The organism is Agromyces sp. Marseille-P2726 (assembly GCF_902809835.1).
Classification (GTDB): Bacteria; Actinomycetota; Actinomycetes; order Actinomycetales; family Microbacteriaceae; genus Agromyces.
Genome location: NZ_CADDWM010000014.1, coordinates 64,458 through 83,401, shown reverse-complemented (window position 1 = coordinate 83,401; position 18,944 = coordinate 64,458). Strand labels below are relative to the sequence as shown.

The window sequence follows — 18,944 nt, the reverse complement described above, 5'->3', positions numbered from 1 at the left end:
CACGAGCGCAGCCCCCGAGCGTACGCTGTGCCCATGCCCCAGACGAGGCATCGGCGACGCGGGTGGGTGCTGCCTGCGGCGGCGGGTGTGGCATCCGTCGTCTTCGGGGCCGGCATCGGCGAACTGGCCGCTGCCATCCTCGCGCCGCCGTCGAGCCCGTTCGTCGTCGTCGGATCGCTGCTCATCGACCTGGCGCCGCCCTGGGCGAAGGATGCCGCGATCGCCCTCTTCGGCACGGCCGACAAGGCTGCGCTGCTCGTCGGCATCGCCCTCGTGCTCATCGCGGTCGCCGGTGCCGCGGGGGTCCTGGAGGATCGGTGGCCACCGTTCGGGCAGGTGCTCATCGGTGCGCTCGGCGTCGTGGGAGTCGTCGCCGCGCTGACGCGGGCCAATGCGACGATGCTTGCGTTCGCTCCCCCGGCGATCGCCGCGATCGCCGGGGTGCTCGCGCTGCAGGTGCTCGTTCGGCGGTTGCGGGTCAGGGAGGGGGGGCGGGTTGCGGATGCCCCGGGGGCGTCGGGTCGACCGGGTGCGGCGACCTCTCCTCGACCGGCGGAGGGCGGTGCGGCGACCTCTCCTCGACCGGCGGAGGGGGGTGCGGCGACCTCTCCTCGACCGGCGGAAGGGGGGATCGACCGGCGTCGCTTCCTCGGCTGGGCAGGCGGAGCCGCTGCGATCGGAGCGCTCGCCGCCTTGGGGGGTTACGCGATGCAGGCGGGCTCTCGCGCCGTCACGGCGATCCGCGAGACGATCACGCTGCCTCGCCCGACGAACACCGCGACGATCCCTGCGGGAGCCCAGCTCGACGTCGACGGCATCACGCCGCTCTTCACGCCGAACGCCCGGTTCTACCGCATCGACACGGCGCTCGCGGCACCGGCGGTGGATCCGTCGAGCTGGAGCCTGCGCATTCACGGCATGGTCGAGCGCGAGGTGACGATCGCCTGGGAGGAGTTGCTCGCCCTTCCGCTCGAGGAGAGCACGACGACGCTCGCATGCGTCTCGAACGAGGTGGGCGGCGGCCTGATCGGCAACGCCGTGTGGCTCGGCTATCCCATCCGTGAGCTGCTGCGGCGCGCGCGGCCCGGCGCCGACGCCGACATGGTGCTCTCACGCAGCGTCGACGGGTTCACCGCATCGACCCCGCTCAGCGTGCTCGAGGACGACCGCAACGCGATCCTCGCCGTCGGCATGAATGGCGAGCCGCTGCCCGCGGAGCACGGGTTCCCGGTGCGCATGGTGGTACCCGGCCTGTACGGTTACGTCTCGGCGACGAAGTGGGTGGTCGACCTCGAGGTGACCCGGTTCGATGCGGCGACCGCCTACTGGACCGACCGGGGGTGGAGCGCGCGGGGTCCCGTCAAGCTGTCATCGCGCATCGACGTGCCCCGCGTCGGACAGGCGCTCGCGTCAGGCCCGATCACCGTCGCGGGCGTCGCCTGGCATCAGCACGTCGGCATCTCGGCCGTCGACGTGCAGGTCGACGACGGACCCTGGCAGCCGGCCGAACTTGCGACCGCGATCTCGACGGACACGTGGGTGCAGTGGCGCTACGAATGGGATGCCGCGAGGGGGAACCACACCATCCGCGTGCGCGCGACCGGAGCCGACGGCGAGGTGCAGACCTCGAAGCGACAGGGCGTCGTGCCCGACGGCGCCACCGGCCTGCACGAGCGCTCGGTCTCCGTCTCGTGACCCCGGCCCGCGCGAGTGAGCCGGAAGGGCCGAGCGAGATGACGTCGGCATGGAGGGGTCCGGTCAGAGCGGCGGCGTGCGCGGAGGCGAGGTCCGGCGCGATCCGGTCGCCTCGAAGGCCGCGGCCAGGGCGAGCAGGGCCGTGTCATCGTAGGCGCGTCCGGCGAAGGTGAGGCCCACCGGCATCCCGATGTCGCTCATGGTGCCCATCGGCACCGTGACGGTCGGGATGCCGAGGTGGCGCGGCACGAGATTGCCATTCGCGACCCACACGCCGTTTCGCCAACCGAGGTCGGCGGATGCCTCGTTCACGTCCATGTCGGCCGGGCCGACGTCGGCGACCGCCGGGAACACGACCGCGTCGAGGCCGAGTTCGTCCATCCAATGCTCGAGGTCGATGCGCCGGGTCTCCTCGAGGCCACGCAGGCCCGACTCGAGCTCGGGCATGGCGTCGAGGCCGGCGCCGGGGTTGGCTCGGACCCACGCGGGATACTCCGCGATGTCGTCGTCGAAGCCCGTGTAGCGGTCGGGCAGCGCGGCCTCGGGAGGCGGGAAGATCCGCGCACCATCGACGTCGGCCAAGCTATGCAGCGCCGGATCGCCGTTCGCGTCGAGGAAGTCGTTCCACGCCCACGCCGACAGGTCGAGGATCTCGCGTCGGAGGAACTCGGGCGACACGAGCCCCCGCGTCGCGATGGTGGGCGCACCGACGCGGTCGCCCTCGTAGTTCGACACGACCGGGAAGTCGACCTCGACGACCTCGGCGCCGGCGGCCTCGAGATCGCGACGCGCGGCCTCCCAGAGCTCGATGACGGATGCCCGTGTGTCGATGCGCTGCCCGGTCGGGCCTCCGATCCCGGGGGTGCGCCCGGGCTCCGCCGTTCCCGCGTCGGGGTCGGCGTTGATGTACATGCGCGGCACCCCGAAGCGCCTGCCCGCGAGCCTCGAGCGCGCTGCCGCGGCATCCTTCACCTGAAGCGTCCGATACGAACCGGGGCGGACCACGGATGCCGGGGGGATGTGGATCCACGGCTGCACGCGCCAGAAGTCGCCGCGCACCTCGCGGTCGTCGGCCACGATCACGTCGAGCACCTCGAGCAGGTCGGCCATGGTGCGCGTGTGCGGCACGACGACGTCCATCGTGGGCACGAGGGGCCAGTTGCCCCGCACCGAAATGACGCCCCTCGAGGGGGTGTACGCGCAGAGCGCGTTGTTGGAGGCGGGCGCGCGGCCCGACGACCACGTCTCCTCGCCGAGGCCGAACGCGGCGAACGACGCGGCCGGCGCCGTGCCCGAGCCGTTCGATGAGCCCGAGCCGAAGGCTGCCGGGAGGGAGTCGGGGGTGTACGGGCTCTCGGCGCGTCCGTAGAGTCCGCGCTGCATGCCGCCGTTCGCCATCGGCGGCATGTTCGTGAGGCCGATGAGCACGACCCCGGCCGCACGGAGCCGCTCGATCGTGAACGCGTCGCGCTGGGCGACGAGGTGCTCGAACGCGGGGCTTCCGGCCGCGGCGGTGAGGCCGCGAACGAGGTAACTGTCCTTGGCGGTGTACGGGATCCCATCGAGCGGCCCGCGCGCTTCGCCACGGGCTCGGCGCTCGTCGGACGCCCGCGCGTCGGCGCGTGCGTCGGGGTTCATCACGACCACGGAGTTCAGCGCGGTGGGCGTGCCGGGGCGGTCGTACGCCTCGATGCGGGCCAGGTAGGCCTCGACAAGGTAGACGGATGTCGCGGCACCCGACTCGAGCGCCGACCGCAGCTCGGCGATCGACGCCTCGACGACGTCGAACCCGCCTGCACCACGCGGGGGCCGAGTGGGCCGCGCAGCAGCCCTTTCGAGACGTGTGGCGGGGTCTCGATACGCGTCGCCTCCGGCGGCGCTACTCGACCACCGGGCGTCGCCTGTGGCGGGGTCTCGATACGCGTCGCCTCCGGCGGCGCTACTCGACCACCGGGCGTCGCCTGTGGCGGGGTCTCGATACGCGTCGCCTGCGGCGGCGCTACTCGACCACCGGGCGGCGCTACTCGACCACCGGGCGTCGCTCATCGCTCCACCGCCGGCTGCTGCTGCGTGATGCAGTGGATGCCGCCGCCCCGGGCGAGGATCGGCCGGGCGTCGACGGTCACGACCCGTCGCCCCGGGTAGGCGGCTGCGAGCAGGTCGCGAGCCGCGGCATCCGCCCGCTCGTCGCCGTAGCCGCAGGCGATGACGCCGCCGTTCACCACGAGGTGATTCACGTAGTTCCAGTCGACGAAGCCCTCGTCGTCGCGCAACTGCGCCGGAGCGGGCAGGTCGATGATCTCGAAGCGGCGGCCTGCGGCATCCGTCGCCTCGGACAGCACCGCGCGCAGCTCGCGCATCACCTCGTGATCGGGATGCTCGGGGTTCGACTGAGCGTGCAGCAGCAGCACGCCGGGCGAAGAGATCGTCGCGACCATGTCAACGTGGCCGCGGGTGCCGAGCTCCTCGTAGTCGCGTGTGAGTCCGCGGGGCAGCCAGACGACGTGCGTCGCCCCGATCGTACGCGCGAGCTCCGCCTCGATGCGCGCCTTGTCGGCGTACGGGTTGCGTCCGGGGTCGAGCTGCACGGTCTCGGTGACGAGCACCGTGCCATCGCCGTCGACGTGGATCGCGCCGCCCTCGTTCACGAGCATCGACGAGACGAGCTCAGCGCCGGCGGCCTCCGTGACGTACCGACCGATCTCGCGATCCTTCGCCCACGTCGACCAGGCCGGTGCGCCCCACCCGTTGAAGATCCAGTCGACGCCGCCGAGTACGCCCGGGCGCTCGTCGTCGACCACGAACGTCGGTCCCATGTCGCGCATCCAGAAGTCGTCGAGCGGCGCCTCGAGCTGCTCGATGTCGGCGCTCAGCATGCGGCGCGCGCGATCGCGCTCGACCGGGTCGACGACCATCGTGACCGGCTCGAACTCGGCGACGGCGTGCGCCACGGCCGTCCAGGCGGCGCATGCCTCGTCGGCCGCCGCGGGGTCGTCGCCGAGCGTGAGCCCCGGGCGCGGGAACGCCATCCACGTGCGCTCGTGCGGGGCGGTCTCTGCGGGCATGCGCCAGGCCATGCGGGCTCCTCGTCGTCTGGGGGTCGGATGCCGCGGCATCCGTCTCTCATCATGGCCCGCGGATGCCGCGTCGGCATCATCTGCGACCGACGAACGACCCCGGGGCGTGGGCGCGACCGACGACGGCGGCGGATGTCGGCGGCGGCGGCTACGGTGAAAACCGGGAACGACGAAGGGATGCCGAATGTACCTGGTCGACGGCACCGTCGTCACGAGCGCGAGCGACCTCAAGAAGGCGTCCGAGTGCGAGTTCGCGTTCCTGCGCGCGCTCGACGCGAAGCTCGGGCGCATCGACCCGGTACCCGATCCCGAAGACGTGATGCTCGAGCGGGCCGGTCGCATGGGCGACGAACACGAGCACCGGGTGCTCGAGGCGTATCGCGCCCGGTTCGGGCCGGGCGTGGTCGAGATCGCGCGTCCCGACGTGCGCGACGCGGCCGCCGTCGCGGCGGCGGTCGACGCGACCCGGGCGGCGTTCGAGGCCGGTGCGCCCGTCGTGTTCCAGGCGACCTTCGCCGACGACGGCTTCATCGGCTTCGCCGACTTCATCGTGCGCCGACCCGACGGCCGCTACCTCGTGCAAGACTCCAAGCTCGCCCGGCGCGCGCGCGTCACGGCGCTCCTCCAGCTCGCTGCGTACGCCGAGCAGCTCGAGCGCACGGGCGTGCCGTGCGCCGACACCGTCGAGCTGCTGCTCGGCGACGGCACCGTCAGCGAGCACCGACTCGACGACATCGCCCCCGTGTACCGGCTGCGACGCGCGCGGCTCGAGCAGATCGTCGCCGAGCGGCTGTCCGAAGACGGGCCGGTCGCGTGGGGTGACCCGCGCTACGCCCTCGACGGGCGGTGTCCCACCTGCGACCTCGAGGTGCAGGCGCACCGCGACGTGCTCCTCGTCGCCGGACTCCGCGTCACCCAGCGCGCGGCCCTCTTCGACGCGGGCATCACGACGATCGACGAGCTCGCGGCATCCGATGGCCCGGTGTCCGGCATCCTCGACGGCACGATCGAGAACCACCGCATCCAGGCACGGCTGCAACTCGAGGCCGAGGCGGCCGAGGCCGCGGCCGATGCCTCCGGCGAGCGCTTCCCCGACGATCCACCGCTTCCGCCGCCGGTGGTCGTGCGCGACGCGGCGTCGCTCGCGGCGATCCCGCACCCCGATCCCGGTGACCTCTTCTTCGACTTCGAGGGCGACCCCCTCTACACCGAGGGCGCAGCCACCGACTGGGGTCTCGACTACCTGTTCGGCATGATCGACACCGACGAGCGCTACACCCCGCTGTGGGCGCACAGCTTCGCCGAAGAGCGGGTGGCGCTCGAGCGTTTCCTCGAGCTCGTCGCGGCGCGCCGTGCGGCCCATCCCGACATGCACATCTACCACTACGCGAGCTACGAGCGCACGCACCTGCTGACGATCGCCGCCCGCCACGGCGTCGGTGAGGCCGAGGTCGACCAGCTGCTGGCCGACGGCGTGCTCGTCGACCTCTACCCGATCGTGAAGCGGGCCGTGCGCGTGGGCAGCCGGTCGTACTCGATCAAGAAGCTCGAACCGCTCTACATGGGCACCGAGCTGCGCGAGGCCGACGTGAAGTCGGGCGGCGACTCGATCCTCGAGTACGTTCGCGCGCGCGAGCTGCTCGCGACGGGTGAGCTCGACCCGGCGACGGGCCTCGCCGGCGCCGAAGCGGCGCAGTACGTGCTCGACGACCTGGCCGACTACAACCGCTACGACTGCGTCTCGACGTTGCGACTTCGCGACTGGTTGCTGGGTCTCGCACGCGATGCCGGCGTCGAGCCCGTGCCCGAGTCCCTCCTCGTCGAGGCCGCGAAGTCCGAGGGCAAGATCTACGAGCGATCGCCGCTCGCGGTCGTGCTCCACGGCCTCGCCGGCCCGCCCGACGATCCCGAGCGCGACGCCGACCACACTGCCCTCGCCCTCGCGGCCGCCGCCATCGACTATCACGACCGCGAGGCGAAGACCTTCTGGTGGTCGCACTTCTTCCGTGTCGAGCAGCCCGTCGAGGCCTGGGAGGACCACCGCGACGTGCTCGTCGTCGACCCCGCGATCTCGCACGTCGAGCAGCGCTGGTATCGCGAGGAGCCGCAGCGCAGCGACCGCCGGCACGTGCGACTGCGCGGGCGCGTCGCTCCAGGCTCGAAGTTCAGTGTCGGCGCAGAGCTGTTCGTGCTCTACGACTCCCCTGCGCCGTTCCCGCGCTTCGGACTCAGACCCGGCTCGCGCACGCCGAACTCGGTACGGGTGCTCGAGGTGCTCGACGACGGGCTCGTCATTGAAGAGCGCTCCGTCGCCGGAGCGACCTGGTCGGAGCTGCCCATGGCCGTCGTTCCCGGCGCACCCCCGAGCGCCGGCCGACAGCAGGGCGCCATCGCCGAGTGGGCGCAGGAGCTCGCGGGCCTCTACCCGTTCGCGTGGCCGAAGAACCCGTCGGTCGACATCCTGCGTCGAACCCCGCCTCGCACCCGAGGCACCGGGCTCGCCCCGCTCGCCGATCACGACTACGTGCCGTCCGTCATCGCGTCGCTGCGCGCCCTCGACGACTCGTACCTCGCCGTGCAGGGCCCGCCAGGCACGGGCAAGACCTACGTCGCCTCGCACGTGATCACCGAGCTCGTGTCGAAGCACCGGTGGAAGATCGGGGTCGTCGCCCAGTCGCACGCGGTGGTCGAGAACGTGCTCGACGCCACGATCCGCGCGGGCCTCGCGCCCGACCTCGTGGCCAAGGCGCCGAAAGACCCGCGCCAGCCGGGCAACCACGCGTACACGACCATCACGAAAGACGGCGTCGCCGGGTTCGCAGCCGAACACGCGGCATCCGGATTCGTCGTCGGCGGCACCGCCTGGGACTTCGCGAACGCCGACCGCGTGCCCCGCGGCTCGCTCGACCTGCTCGTCATCGACGAGGCGGGGCAGTTCTCGCTCGCGTCGACCATCGCCGCGTCGGTCGCGGCGCGCAACCTGCTCCTGCTCGGCGACCCGCAGCAGCTGCCGCAGGTGAGTCAGGGCAACCATCCCGAGCCGGTCGACGCCTCCGCCCTCGGGTGGGTGGCCGACGGCCACGACGTGCTGCCTCCCGAGTACGGGTACTTCCTCGCCGAGAGCCGGCGCATGCATCCCGCGGTCGCCGAACCGGTCTCGCACCTCTCGTACGACGGCGAGCTGCACTCGCACGAGGTGGCGTCGCTGCGCCGCCTCGACGGCGTCCCGCCGGGGCTCGTGCCGATCCCCGTCGAGCACGTCGGCAATGCCACCGCCTCGCCCGAAGAGGCGCTCGTCGTCGTCGACCTCGTGCGCGGCCTGCTCGGGCGCACGTGGGTCGACGCCACGGATGCCGCATCCGCACCGCGCGCACTCAGCCAACGCGACCTCATCGTGGTCACCCCGTACAACGCGCAGCTCACCGAGGTCCGCTCGTCGCTCGACGCCGCGGGCTACCGCGACGTGCCCGTCGGCACGGTCGACAAGTTCCAGGGCCAGGAGGCGGCGGTGGCCGTCGTGTCGCTGGCGGCGTCATCGGCGGCGGCCGCGCCGCGCGGCGTGGAGTTCCTGCTCCTGAAGAACCGGCTGAACGTGGCCATCTCGCGCGCCAAGTGGGCGGCCTACCTCGTGTACTCGCCCGGACTCCTCGACACGCTGCCGCGCACGCCCGACGGCGTCGCGCAGCTCAGCGCATTCATCCGCCTCGTGGGTGCCGACACGCCGGCGCGCGCCATGCTGTCGGCCTGAGTGCGCCGCGCCGCGCTCGGGCCCACGCAGGCGCACACACCACGCGAGGGCGGTGCGAGGCCGCGGATACAGGGCGCAGACGCGAGAACCGGTGGGTCGGCCCTGTCCTCGCTGTCGCCGCGGCGTGTCGCCCTGCTTTCTCGAGCTGAGGGTGACTCGTCGCCGCGGCCGTCCCCGGGTCGGCGTCACCCCGACAGCGACTCGACCGCCTTCGAAATGCGGCGCTGCCGAGTCTCGGGCGCCTTCGCCGACTCGACCGCGGTGACGTGGGCCTTCTTGTGGCTCGGCGGAAGCTTCTCCCAGGCCGCCCGGGCACCGGGCGCCGCGTCGAGCGCCGCCGCCAGGTCGTCGGGCACCTCCACCGTGCGCGGCTCGCTGTCCACCTCCAGTTCGACCACGATCGGGTCGCCGCCCTGGATTCCGGTGGCCGCGCGCTTGTCGGAACTGAACGGGATCAGGAACCTCCCACCCATGACCGCGACGGTGCTGCGGTACTCGAACCCGTTCACCGTGACCTTCACGGGCGGCTTCTTCCCGGCGCCGAGCGCCTCGATCACCTCGGGCGGCACCTCGATGCCGGTGTTGTTGCCCGACAGGAACATCGTCGTCTCGAACCGCATGGGCCCGAGTCTGCCATCAGGCGGCCAAGCTGGGAACGACGATCAGATTCCATGCATATCTTTGGAGTCATGACCTTCCCTGCGAATCCCGACCTGAACCCTGCCCGCATCACGATGTACGGCGCCGACTGGTGCAGCGACTGCCGCCGCTCGAAGGCGCTGCTCGACCGTCGCGGCGTCGACTACGAGTACGTCGACCTCGAGGCGATCCCCGACGCCGCCGACCGGGCGAAGGCCATCAGCGGGCGTACCCAGATCCCCGTGGTCGTCTTCCCCGACGGCACGCACTTCACCGAGCCGACCGACGCCGAGCTCGCCGCGAAGCTCGACGAGGAGCTCGCCGCGTAGCTCGAGCCGAGCGCGCCGGAAGCAGGCGCCGTGTTCACCGGAGCGCCGGCATGACCTCCGACGCGAAGAGCTCCAGCCCCGACCGGTCGTACGCGGCCTCGGGAAAGTAGTGGATCGCGTACGAGAGCCCGAGCCCCCGACGTTCCGCGAGCTTCGCCACGACCTCCGAGGGCGTCCCGACCAGGGCGTTGGGCGCGTGCAGGTCGGCCAGGTAGCGGGCCATCTTCTCGGGGCCGAGGTACGGCGAGAGGCGCGCCTCGAGGCGATCGAGTCGCGCAGCGACATCCGCGGCATCCGACCCGATCACGGTGTTGAAGTTGCTGGAGCGGGTGATCTCGTCGAAGTCCCTGCCGAGCTTCTCGCAGTGCCCGCGGAGCACGTCGCTCTTGTGCGCGAACTCGTCGGGAGTGCCGGTGAAGTTCGTGTACGACGCGTACGTCGCGGCGATCTTGAGCGTGACCTGCTCACCGCCCCCGGCCACCCACATCGGGACGCCGTCGGCCTGCAGCGGTCTGGGCTGCACGATCGCGCCGTCGACCTGGTAGTACCTGCCGTCGAGGGTGGCGGACCCGGTGGTCCACGCCTGCCGCATGATCTCGACGCCCTCGCGCAGCCGGCCGAGTCGCTCGGCGACGGGTGGGAAGCCGTATCCGTAGGCCCGCCACTCGTGCTCGTACCAGCCGCCGCCGATGCCCATCTCGAGTCGCCCGCCCGAGATCACGTCGACCGTCGCGGCGACCTTGGCGAGGTACGCCGGGTTGCGGTAGCTCATGCACGTGCACATCTGGCCGATCCGCACGCGTGACGTCGACGCCGCGTACGCCGCCATGAGGGCCCACGCCTCGTGCGCGCCCTCGGACCGCGACACCACCGGCACCGTGTGGAAGTGGTCGTAGACCCAGATCGACTCCCAGCCGGAATCGGGCGAATCGGCGTAGGCGGCCAGCGAGTGCATCGCGTCCCAGTGGTCGGCGGGCTCGATGCCCACGAGGTCATGACGCCAGCCCTGGGGAACGAACATTCCGAATCGCATTCCCCCAGCCTCGCATCTCAGCGCCAGCACTGACGACAGCGCGAGATCGGCCCAATAGCGTCGGTGAGATGGATGCCCCGATGCACTGCGATTTCTCCGCCCGGGATTTCACGGCGACCACGGTCGAGACGTCCGAGGGCCGGCTCGTCCACGTGATCGGCTCGGGCCTGTGTCCGACCGGTGGCTGGGAGCTTCGGCTCGCCGCGGCGAATCCCGGCGTCGTTCCGCACCCCGGAAGCCTCTGGCTCGAGCTCCGCGAGACCCCGCCCCGTCGTCGCGTGGTGCGCGAGCGCACGCGAACGACGGTCGAGGCGATCATCGAGGACTCGGAGGTCTCCGAGATCGTGATCCGCTTCGGGTGGCGCGATCCGATCGTCGTGCCGGTGCGGGCAACTGCGCGCCGCGTCCGCGGTGCCCACCAGGGGTCGAAGCGATCGGATGCCGCGGGGCGCGCCGTCGCGGCATCCATCTAAACCGATCCCGATCGTCAGGCGAGCGCGTACCGAAGCTCGGCCATCGCGGGCGCCGACCACACGTCACCATCGAGATCGTCGCTGCGGACCGTGACGACCTTGCCGCCCTTCGAGATGACGAGGAGCGCGAGCTGCGGGAGCACGTCGCCGGCCTGCGTCCCGTCCTGCAGTTCCTCGCCCTCGCCGTTGCCCATGGCGAACTGCACGGCTCCGGTCTCCTGGTCGAGCGTGCCGTTCACCGACCTCGTGAAGTCGAACCAGAGCGTCTCGACGGCACCCTCGGCCGCGAGCCGGGCGATCGCGGCCAGATCGCGCTCGACACGACCGGCGCTGCCTTCGACGAGGCCGTGGATCGCCTGCTTGGCCTCGGAGATGTTCAGGCTCGCCAGCTCGCGTCGCACGGCCTCGTCGAGCTCTGCCGCCCCGAGACGATCGGGGGCGCCCTGCACCGGCACGAGTCGGCGACCGTTGCGGGCACGATCGATGAACTGGCTCAGCATCGGCTCGGCGGCGAACACGATGAGCGGTACGCGCTCATCGGGGTCGTGCGTCAGGAGCTCCTGGCGGACGGCATCGGCGACCCGCTTGGCGTAGATGTCGAGGGTCGTGGAACGGCGGTCCTCCTCGCTCATGCCGCGGTCGCCGTGTCCGCTGCCGCGGCGCTGCCCGAGCTCGCCGGGCTCGCGATTGGATGCCTCGTCGGCGCTCTTGGGCAGGTTGGGGTCGACCGGCATCTGCACGGCACGGTCGGTCGGTGTCGCGTGCCACAGCGACCACTCGTTCGACGAGATGGCGACGGCGAACGCCTCCTGGTCCTGGCTCGGTGCACGAAGCAGCTGCCCGAGGGTGAAGTGCGAGCCGACGTGCACCGCGTCGTCGAGCTGGTTCGGGAGCACGAACACCTCGCTGAAACCCGGTGAGACGAAGATCGCGAGCGAGCGGGCGAGGCCCGCCCAGAGCTCCGCGTCGCCGAGGATCGCGTCTCGTTCCTCGCGGAGCCGGTCGATCTCAGCGGCGGTTGCTCCCGATGATCTCACGCGCTCGATCGCCTCGTCGAAGGCGCTCTTGACGGCGACCTCGGCGCGTTCGCGTTCGGTCACGACCGGCGAAGTCGAGGCGTAGATGCTGATGGCCGGGGCGTGCGGGCCGGCCAGCGTGGCGAAGTCGGCGGTCGTGGGCAGCTCGTAGTGGACCGACATTGGTACCTCCCCGGTTTCCCGCGACGTTGGGTGTCGCTCGTCCCAGCCTATGAAGGCCCGGTCACGAACGACACCCCTCGTCAGCGGCGAACGGGGTGGTTGGAACGGATGACGCCCGTGGGATCCACGGCGTTCTTCACTGCGCGCAGGCGGTGCACGCGCTCGCCGAAGATGCGCTCGGCAGGCCGCTCGTGCTCGGCGAAGTTGAGGTAATCGACCTCCGCACGCCAGGGCTCGACACCGGAGAGCAGCCGCCCGAGGGATGCCGCGATGGCATCCTCCATGCCGGGCACCGCGATCGCGACGCCGTAGACGAGGTACTGCGCGTCGAATCCGGCGACCGCGCCCGGCTCGGGCGTGTCCTCTTCGGCAGCCGTTGCATACGCGACCTGCGGATCGAGCGCGCCCCCGAGGTGGCGGATCTCGGCAGAGAGGAGCGCACTGCCCGATTCGGGACCCACGGCCGCGACGAACGCCCGCACCGCGGCGGGCGAGAGCTCGCGCAGCGACATGCCGTCGCCGGCGCCCGGCACGGGTGCGGGCGGGTCCATATGCAGTTGGAGCAGCTCCGCAACCGGTTGCGGATGCACCGAGTCCATCGCGGGGTGAAGTGCGCGCAGCGGCGCGAGCAGCTGATCGGCACGCTCGGGCGATTCCTGGAGCACGGCCTCCACGACGACGAACGACGCTCCCGACAGGAACGGGGGCAGCTCGGGCAGCGGCGGGAATCGGAGCACGCGTCCGACGGAGGTGACGGTGTCGGGCACCGTGGTGGTCCACTCGGCCCAGGCCTGGAGCACCTCCTCGGCCCGCTCGAGCGGGAAGAAGAGCGTGCCGGCTGTGACCTCGGCGATCGGGAACAGGCGGAACTCGAGGGCGGTGACGACTCCGAAGTCTCCCCCGCCGCCGCGGAGGGCCCAGAAGAGCTCGGGGTCGTGGTCGGCGTCGACGCGACGGTGTTCGCCGTCGGCGGTGACGAGTTCGACGGCGAGCACCTGGTTCGCGGCCAGCCCGTGCGAGCGAGCCAGCCAGCTGACGCCGCCGCCGAGCGTGTAGCCGACCACGCCGACGTCGTGCGACGAGCCGGCGAGCGCGGCGAGGCCGTGCGGCGCCGCCGCGGCGACGACGTCGGCCCAGACCGCGCCCGGCTCGACCCGCGCGAGGCGCCGTTCGGCATCGACGTGCACGCCCCGCATCGGGGAGGTGCGCACCAGGATGGCGTCGGCGAGCCCGTTGCGGCCCGCCAGCGGCCCCGCGTTGTGCCCGGTGCCCTGCGGCGCGACGCCGAGTCCGAGGCTCCTCGCGGTTCGGACGGTGCGGACGATGTCGTCGACGCTCTCGGGAAGGACCACGGCGACGGGTCGCTGATCGACGGCGAGGTTCCATGCGGCGCGGGCCTCGTCCCAGTCGGGGTCGGCGGGCATGACGACCCGCCCGTCGATGCGACCGCGGAGCTGTCCGAGGGTCTCTCGCAGCGAGGAGGCAGTCGCCGTGCGCGTTGCGGCACGCGCCCGGGTGTCGTCGACGAAGGTGGTGGAGGGCACAGGAGTGTTCACGGATGAGGTCCTTTCGGGAGGTCGCGTCGCGGGCCCGGACCCTCAATCGAGGCGGACGGCACCGGAACTCCCGGCGGCTCGCACGAACGCGATCTCCATCTCACGACACGCGACCGCCCGTCGCGTCAGGGTGCCCCCTCCGGATGACTCAGGGTTGTCCCGATCCTCCTCCCGAGGTGCATGCCCCGGAATACCCCAGATCGGGCGTCCGTTGCGATGAGGGATGACCACACGACTTCGCCTCTCCGTACTCGACCTCGTTCCCGTCCGAACCGGCCAGACGAGCGCCGGAGCCGTCGCGGCATCCGTTCGCCTGGCGCAGCTCGCCGATCGACTCGGATATACCCGCTACTGGTTCGCCGAGCACCACAACATGCCCGCCGTCGCCTCGACCACCCCGCCGGTGCTCGTCGCAGCGACGGTCGCGCAGACCGAGCGCATCCGCGTGGGCTCCGGCGGCGTCATGCTGCCGAACCATGCGCCGCTCGTCGTCGCCGAGCAGTTCGCCGCCCTCGAGGCGCTCGCACCCGGCCGCATCGACCTCGGCATCGGCCGCGCCCCCGGCCGCGATCCCGTCATCACCCAGCTGCTGCGCATCAGCGGGCCGCCCGCCGACGTCGACCGGTTCCCCGACCACGTCGCCGACATCCTGAGCCTGCTCTCGCCCGACGGTGCGTCGCTGCGGCTCACGAGCGGCCGCGAGTACGGCATCGCCGCGACTCCGGCGGCGACGGATGCTCCCGAACTCTGGCTGCTCGGATCGAGCGACTACTCGGCGAAGCTCGCAGCGCAGCTCGGGCTGCCGTACGTGTTCGCCAACCACTTCTCAGGTGAGGGAATCGAGCGTGCGCTCGAGCTGTATCGCACCGAGTACCGGCCGAGCGAACGGCATCCGGCGCCGATGACGTTCCTCACCGTGAACGCGTCAGTGGCGCCCACCGTCGAGGAGGCCCGTGCTCGAGCACTGCCGCAACCAGAGCGCTCTCGGGCGGCTTCGACGACCGACTCGTCGACGTCGACCGCGTCGACGTGTCCGCCGGGGCCGACGAGTTCGGCGGTCGGCACGGCCGACGCCCCGCCGCCGCTCCCGGCGTCGAGCACGCGTTCGTCGAAGCCGGGGTGCGATCGCGCCACCGCTGCCGTCGAGATCGGCTCCCAGAGCAGCCTGTCGAGATCGCCCGAGGAGTCGCTCGCCCGAGCGAATTCCTCCTCGGAATCAGGTACCGTCGTCGTGTCCCCCATATGCCCATTCTGTCGTCCCTCCGACCTGAAGGTGCGCATTCAGGCAATCGAAAGGCACGCAGGGCACACTTGTGACTTCGCGTTCCACGATCGAATCGAGACCTCCCCGCATGAACCGTGCCCTGCGCCGCGCCGCGCCCATCGCGCTCGCCGCCACCGCCGCCCTCGTCCTCGCCGGCTGCAGCGGGCAGCCCGACGACGCCGCGTCCTCGAAAGCCGCCGACTGCATGGATGTCTCGTCGGGCAGCCTGAGCGACGGCGTCGACGTCGAGGGCGACTTCGCCTCACCGCCAACCGTCACCTTCAGCACGCCGCTCGAGGCCGAGAAGCTCGAGCGCACCGTGCTCATCGAGGGCGAGGGAGAGACGACGCAGGCGGGCGACAACGTGAACGCCATCGTCAGCGCGTACGCGGGCACGAGCGGCGAGCAGGTCTTCTCGCAGCCGGCCACCATCAAGGCCGGCGATGAGCAGGTCTTCGAGGCGTTCCTCGCCGGAGTCGACTGCGTGCCCACGGGTTCACGCACCGTCACGGTCGCGCCGGCGTCGGCGCTCTACGGCGACGCGGGCAACGAGTCGATCGGCATCGGCCCCGGCGAGACGGTCGTCATCGTCGTCGACGTGCAGGAGCCGCTGACGCCGGCCGAGTGGACCGAGGACGTGCCCGAGGTGCAGTTCGGCGCCGACGGCGCGCCCCCCACGGTGACTCTGCCCGCCACCGCGCCTCCGGCCGAGTACCAGCTCAAGGTGCTCGAGGAGGGCGACGGCGACGAGGTCGCGAGCGGCGCCACCGTCACCCTGCACTACCAGGGCACGAGCTGGGACACGGGCGAGGTGTTCGACCAGAGCTACGGCGGCGAGCCCGCCCAGTTCTCGACCGACCAGGTCATCCAGGGCTTCGGCGCCGCGCTCGTCGGCCAGAAGGCGGGCACGAAGCTCATCGTGACGATCCCGCCGCAGTATGCGTACGGCCTCGAGCAGTCCGAGCAGAACACGCTCGGCGGCCAGACGCTCGTGTTCGTGGTCGAGATCCAGGACACGGCGCCCGCCGCGGGCTGAGTCGCGGGTTTCGGGGTCGGCTGCCGCGGCATCCGGCCCCCTGCTCGTCTGCGCTCCCGAGTGCCCCCGACGGCGCCGGGTCAGCGGCTGGCGACTGCCAGGCCCCACCAGAAGACGGCGACGGATGCCGCCCAGAAGAGCACCACGAACACCGTGTCGCGTGCCCGCCAGCGACTGATCACCCGCTCGGTGCGGATGGGGTGCGCGCCGAACGCCCGTGCGTCCATGGCGAGCGCCACCCGCTCGGCATGACGGACGCTGCTCGCGAGCAGCGGGATGGCGTACGAGACCATGCGGCGCAGCGCCGCGACGGGGCCGCGCCCGCGATGCAACCCCCGCACGCGATGCGCGGCACGGATGAGGTCGAGCTCACGCCGGAACCGCGGCACGAACCGCAGCGCCGCCAGGGCGGTGAAGCCGACACGGTAGGGCACGCGCAGGTTCTGCACCAGGGCGCGCACGAGTTCGGGCCCGGTCGTGGTCAGGCCGACCACGAGCGAGAGCAGCAGGATCGCGGCGATCCGCAGCGCGGTGGCGACACCGACCAGGTAGGCGGCGAGCGTGAATCGCCAGTCGCCCACCTCGACGAGCACGACGTCGGCGCCGACGGCGGCGGGGTCGATGCGCGCCCGGTCCACCCACACGCCGAGCGTGAACCCGATGAGGGCGACGCCCGCCGGGGTGCCGATGAGCAGCGCGGCGATGGCACGGCCCGACAGGCGGGCCCCGAGCAGCAGCAGCGCGAGCGCGCCCACGGTGAACAGGAGCGGCGTCAGCACATCGCGCGTGAACAGCAGCGCGATCATCACCGGAAGCGGCGCTGCGAGCTTCGCGATCGGGTTCAGGCGGTGCAGGAAGGGGCGCCGCACCGCGGGTTCGCCCGCAGCCACGAGGTCGGATGCCGCGGGGCGTGCGCCGGTCGTCGTGGCCGTCATGCGGCGGCTCCGCCGGGCGACGGCAGCTGCGACATCCGGGCCACCGCGTGCCACTCGGGGTGGCGGGCGAGACTGCGCGTCGCCCTCGCGAGCGGAGGATGACGCAGCCCGCCCGCCTCGATGAGCGGGCCGCCGAGCACCTCGGCCGTCGGCCCCACTCCGAGCAGCCGCCCCTCCTGCATGACCGCGACCCGGTCGGCGTAGTCGGCGACGAGCTGCAGGTCGTGCGTGACCACGAGCACGGTGGTGCCCTCCTCGTTGAGGTCGCGCAGCATCGCGAGCAGCTCCGACGCGCGGGCACGGTCCTGACCGAAGGTCGGTTCGTCGAGCGCGAGCACGGGCGCCCCCGCGACCAGCGCGGTGCCGACCGACAGCCGCCGCTTCTCGCCACCGGAGAGGAGGAACGGATGCCGGTCACGATGCTGCTCCAGACCGAACCGGCGCAGCATCCGATCGACCTCGCCTCGGCGCTCTGGTTCGTCGATCCCCTGGAGTCGGAGGCTGAGCTCGAGTTCGCCGGCGACGGTGTCGGCGACGAACTGGTGCTCCGGGTTCTGGAAGACGAATCCGATCCGCCGCGCCCGTTCGCGCGCGTCCGCACGTGACGGATCCATGCCGAGCACGTCGACGCTGCCGCGCGGCGCGGGAATCACCCCGGCGATCGCCTGCAGGAGCGACGTCTTACCGGCTCCGTTGGTGCCGATGATCGCGAGGAAATCGCCGGATGCCACGTCGAGATCGACCCCGTCGACGACGACGGGTCCGCGGCGCCCACCCCGCTGCACCGACAGGTCGCGCACCGTGATCGCGGCCGCGCTCGCCGCCGATGGCTCCGCGGCAGGGTCGCCGACCGGCGTGGGAAGCTCATCGATCGAGTCGAGGGCCTCGGCGAGCTCTGCGGGCGTGAGCGGGAGCGGGTCGATCGCGACGCCGGCCTCGCGCAGCCGCAGTCCGGCGAGCGTCGAGACGGGCAGCCAGACGCCGAGCTCGAGCAGTTCGGCAGCGCGCTCCTGCAGCACCTGGCGTGCGGGGCCGTCGATCACCAGGCGGCCGGTCGCGTCGAGCACGACCACACGGTCGACGATGTCCACGGCCGAGTCGAGGTTGTGCTCGATGAGCACGATCGCGTGCTCCCGCTCGTTCGCCAGTTCGCGCAGCACCGCGTACACCTCGTCGATGCCGGCCGGGTCGAGGTTGGCGGTCGGCTCGTCGAGCACGAGCACCGGCGCCGCGAGGGGGAGGGCCGCCGCGATCGCGAGGCGCTGGCGACCGCCGCCCGACAGCACGTCGGGGTTGTCGTCGCGCCGGTCCCAGAGCCCGACCAGCTTGAGTGCGCGCTCGGCGCGGCCGAGCACCTCGCCGACGGGGGCGAGGCGATTCTCGGGGCCGAACGCCACTTCGTCGAGCAGCGTGCCGGTCACGACCTGCGCATCGGGGTCCTGGAACACCATGGCCACGGTCTCGCTGAGCTCGGCGACGGGGTGGCGGCGGCTGTCGCGTCCGTCGACCCGGACCGTGCCCTCGAGGTCGGCTGCGATCGCGTGGGGCACGAGCCCGTCGAGGGCGAGTGCCAGGCTCGACTTGCCGCATCCCGACGGGCCGAGCAGCAGCACGACCTCACCGGCCCGGATGTCGAGTGACACGCCGTCGGGTGTCGCGCGACCCGCATCGCGATGGCGGATGCGCACGGCATCGAGCTCGAGCAGCGGAGCGGCGGTCATGGGCGGTCCCGGGTCGGGCCGGCAGGTCGTCGGCGGAGGCGGTGCCGACGGCGTCGGCTTAGGACAGCCTAACTTGCAGGCTCCGCGAAGCGGCGTTCCGACCGAAGCGGCGCCGCCGAGGCCAGGCGCGCCGTGGTCGACGCGGCCGCGGTCGGGGCGACGCCCGAGACGTCACCTGAGTGCCGGCTGAGACCACGGGAATGCGCAGGTCAGCGCGGATGTTGTACATGTGTCCGGAC

The 18,944-nt window shown here is 71.9% G+C and carries 13 protein-coding genes and 1 pseudogene; 6 read left to right on the top strand and 8 right to left on the bottom strand.

Annotated features, from left to right (window positions below):
- Positions 1-33: 33 nt before the first annotated feature.
- Positions 34-1,695, top strand: coding sequence for a molybdopterin-dependent oxidoreductase (locus tag HUS56_RS09860; protein WP_173923248.1), 1,662 nt, complete (start codon positions 34-36; stop codon positions 1,693-1,695).
- Between the two features lie 63 nt (positions 1,696-1,758).
- On the opposite strand, the gene HUS56_RS09855 is transcribed toward HUS56_RS09860, so the two are convergent.
- Together HUS56_RS09855 and HUS56_RS09850 are read right to left on the bottom strand one after the other, a co-directional pair.
- Positions 1,759-3,741, bottom strand: a complete 1,983-nt coding sequence (locus HUS56_RS09855; protein ID WP_254431389.1) for an amidase — start codon at positions 3,739-3,741, stop codon at positions 1,759-1,761.
- Complete coding sequence (locus tag HUS56_RS09850; protein ID WP_173923247.1) at positions 3,738-4,772, bottom strand: agmatine/peptidylarginine deiminase; 1,035 nt, start codon at positions 4,770-4,772, stop codon at positions 3,738-3,740. Before HUS56_RS09850 ends, HUS56_RS09855 begins: the two co-directional genes overlap by 4 nt.
- A 184-nt stretch (positions 4,773-4,956) precedes the next feature.
- On the opposite strand from HUS56_RS09850, the gene HUS56_RS09845 reads away from it, so the two are divergent.
- The gene (locus HUS56_RS09845) at positions 4,957-8,520 is read left to right on the top strand and encodes a bifunctional RecB family nuclease/DEAD/DEAH box helicase (RefSeq protein WP_173923246.1); all 3,564 of its coding nucleotides are present in this window, start codon (positions 4,957-4,959) and stop codon (positions 8,518-8,520) included.
- Positions 8,521-8,705: 185 nt separating this feature from the next.
- Here HUS56_RS09845 and HUS56_RS09840 read toward each other — a convergent pair whose 3' ends face one another.
- On the bottom strand, positions 8,706-9,140 hold the full coding sequence (locus HUS56_RS09840) for a YdeI/OmpD-associated family protein (RefSeq protein ID WP_173923245.1): 435 nt from the start codon (positions 9,138-9,140) through the stop codon (positions 8,706-8,708).
- Between the two features lie 69 nt (positions 9,141-9,209).
- On the opposite strand from HUS56_RS09840, the gene HUS56_RS09835 reads away from it, so the two are divergent.
- Positions 9,210-9,488: a glutaredoxin family protein gene (locus HUS56_RS09835; RefSeq protein WP_173923244.1), complete on the top strand. Its 279-nt coding sequence runs from the start codon at positions 9,210-9,212 to the stop codon at positions 9,486-9,488.
- A 34-nt stretch (positions 9,489-9,522) separates the two neighbouring features.
- Here the strand turns inward: HUS56_RS09835 and HUS56_RS09830 are convergent, their stop codons facing one another.
- Positions 9,523-10,521, bottom strand: coding sequence for an LLM class F420-dependent oxidoreductase (locus tag HUS56_RS09830; protein WP_173923243.1), 999 nt, complete (start codon positions 10,519-10,521; stop codon positions 9,523-9,525).
- A 68-nt stretch (positions 10,522-10,589) separates the two neighbouring features.
- Between HUS56_RS09830 and HUS56_RS09825 the strand changes: the two genes are divergently transcribed.
- Entirely contained in the window at positions 10,590-10,994 is a 405-nt protein-coding gene (locus tag HUS56_RS09825; RefSeq protein WP_173923242.1) for a hypothetical protein, read from the top strand.
- A gap of 14 nt (positions 10,995-11,008) precedes the next feature.
- Here the strand turns inward: HUS56_RS09825 and HUS56_RS09820 are convergent, their stop codons facing one another.
- Together HUS56_RS09820 and HUS56_RS09815 are read right to left on the bottom strand one after the other, a co-directional pair.
- Positions 11,009-12,193 (bottom strand): hypothetical protein, encoded by a 1,185-nt coding sequence (locus HUS56_RS09820; protein ID WP_173923241.1) that lies wholly within the window; start codon positions 12,191-12,193, stop codon positions 11,009-11,011.
- Positions 12,194-12,273: 80 nt separating this feature from the next.
- A complete protein-coding gene (locus HUS56_RS09815) occupies positions 12,274-13,749 on the bottom strand; it encodes an FAD-binding oxidoreductase (RefSeq protein ID WP_254431388.1) in 1,476 nt (491 codons plus the stop codon).
- Positions 13,750-13,972: 223 nt separating this feature from the next.
- On the opposite strand from HUS56_RS09815, the pseudogene HUS56_RS17290 reads away from it, so the two are divergent.
- Together HUS56_RS17290 and HUS56_RS09805 are read left to right on the top strand one after the other, a co-directional pair.
- Positions 13,973-14,722: pseudogene (locus HUS56_RS17290) on the top strand (MsnO8 family LLM class oxidoreductase); the annotation flags it as partial.
- A gap of 379 nt (positions 14,723-15,101) precedes the next feature.
- The gene (locus HUS56_RS09805) at positions 15,102-16,049 is read left to right on the top strand and encodes an FKBP-type peptidyl-prolyl cis-trans isomerase (protein ID WP_254431387.1); all 948 of its coding nucleotides are present in this window, start codon (positions 15,102-15,104) and stop codon (positions 16,047-16,049) included.
- A gap of 80 nt (positions 16,050-16,129) precedes the next feature.
- Here the strand turns inward: HUS56_RS09805 and HUS56_RS09800 are convergent, their stop codons facing one another.
- Both HUS56_RS09800 and HUS56_RS09795 read right to left on the bottom strand, forming a co-directional pair.
- Positions 16,130-16,984, bottom strand: a complete 855-nt coding sequence (locus HUS56_RS09800) for an energy-coupling factor transporter transmembrane protein EcfT (protein WP_173923238.1) — start codon at positions 16,982-16,984, stop codon at positions 16,130-16,132.
- Entirely contained in the window at positions 16,981-18,705 is a 1,725-nt protein-coding gene (locus HUS56_RS09795; RefSeq protein WP_173923237.1) for an ABC transporter ATP-binding protein, read from the bottom strand. Before HUS56_RS09795 ends, HUS56_RS09800 begins: the two co-directional genes overlap by 4 nt.
- Between the last annotated feature and the right edge of the window lie 239 nt (positions 18,706-18,944).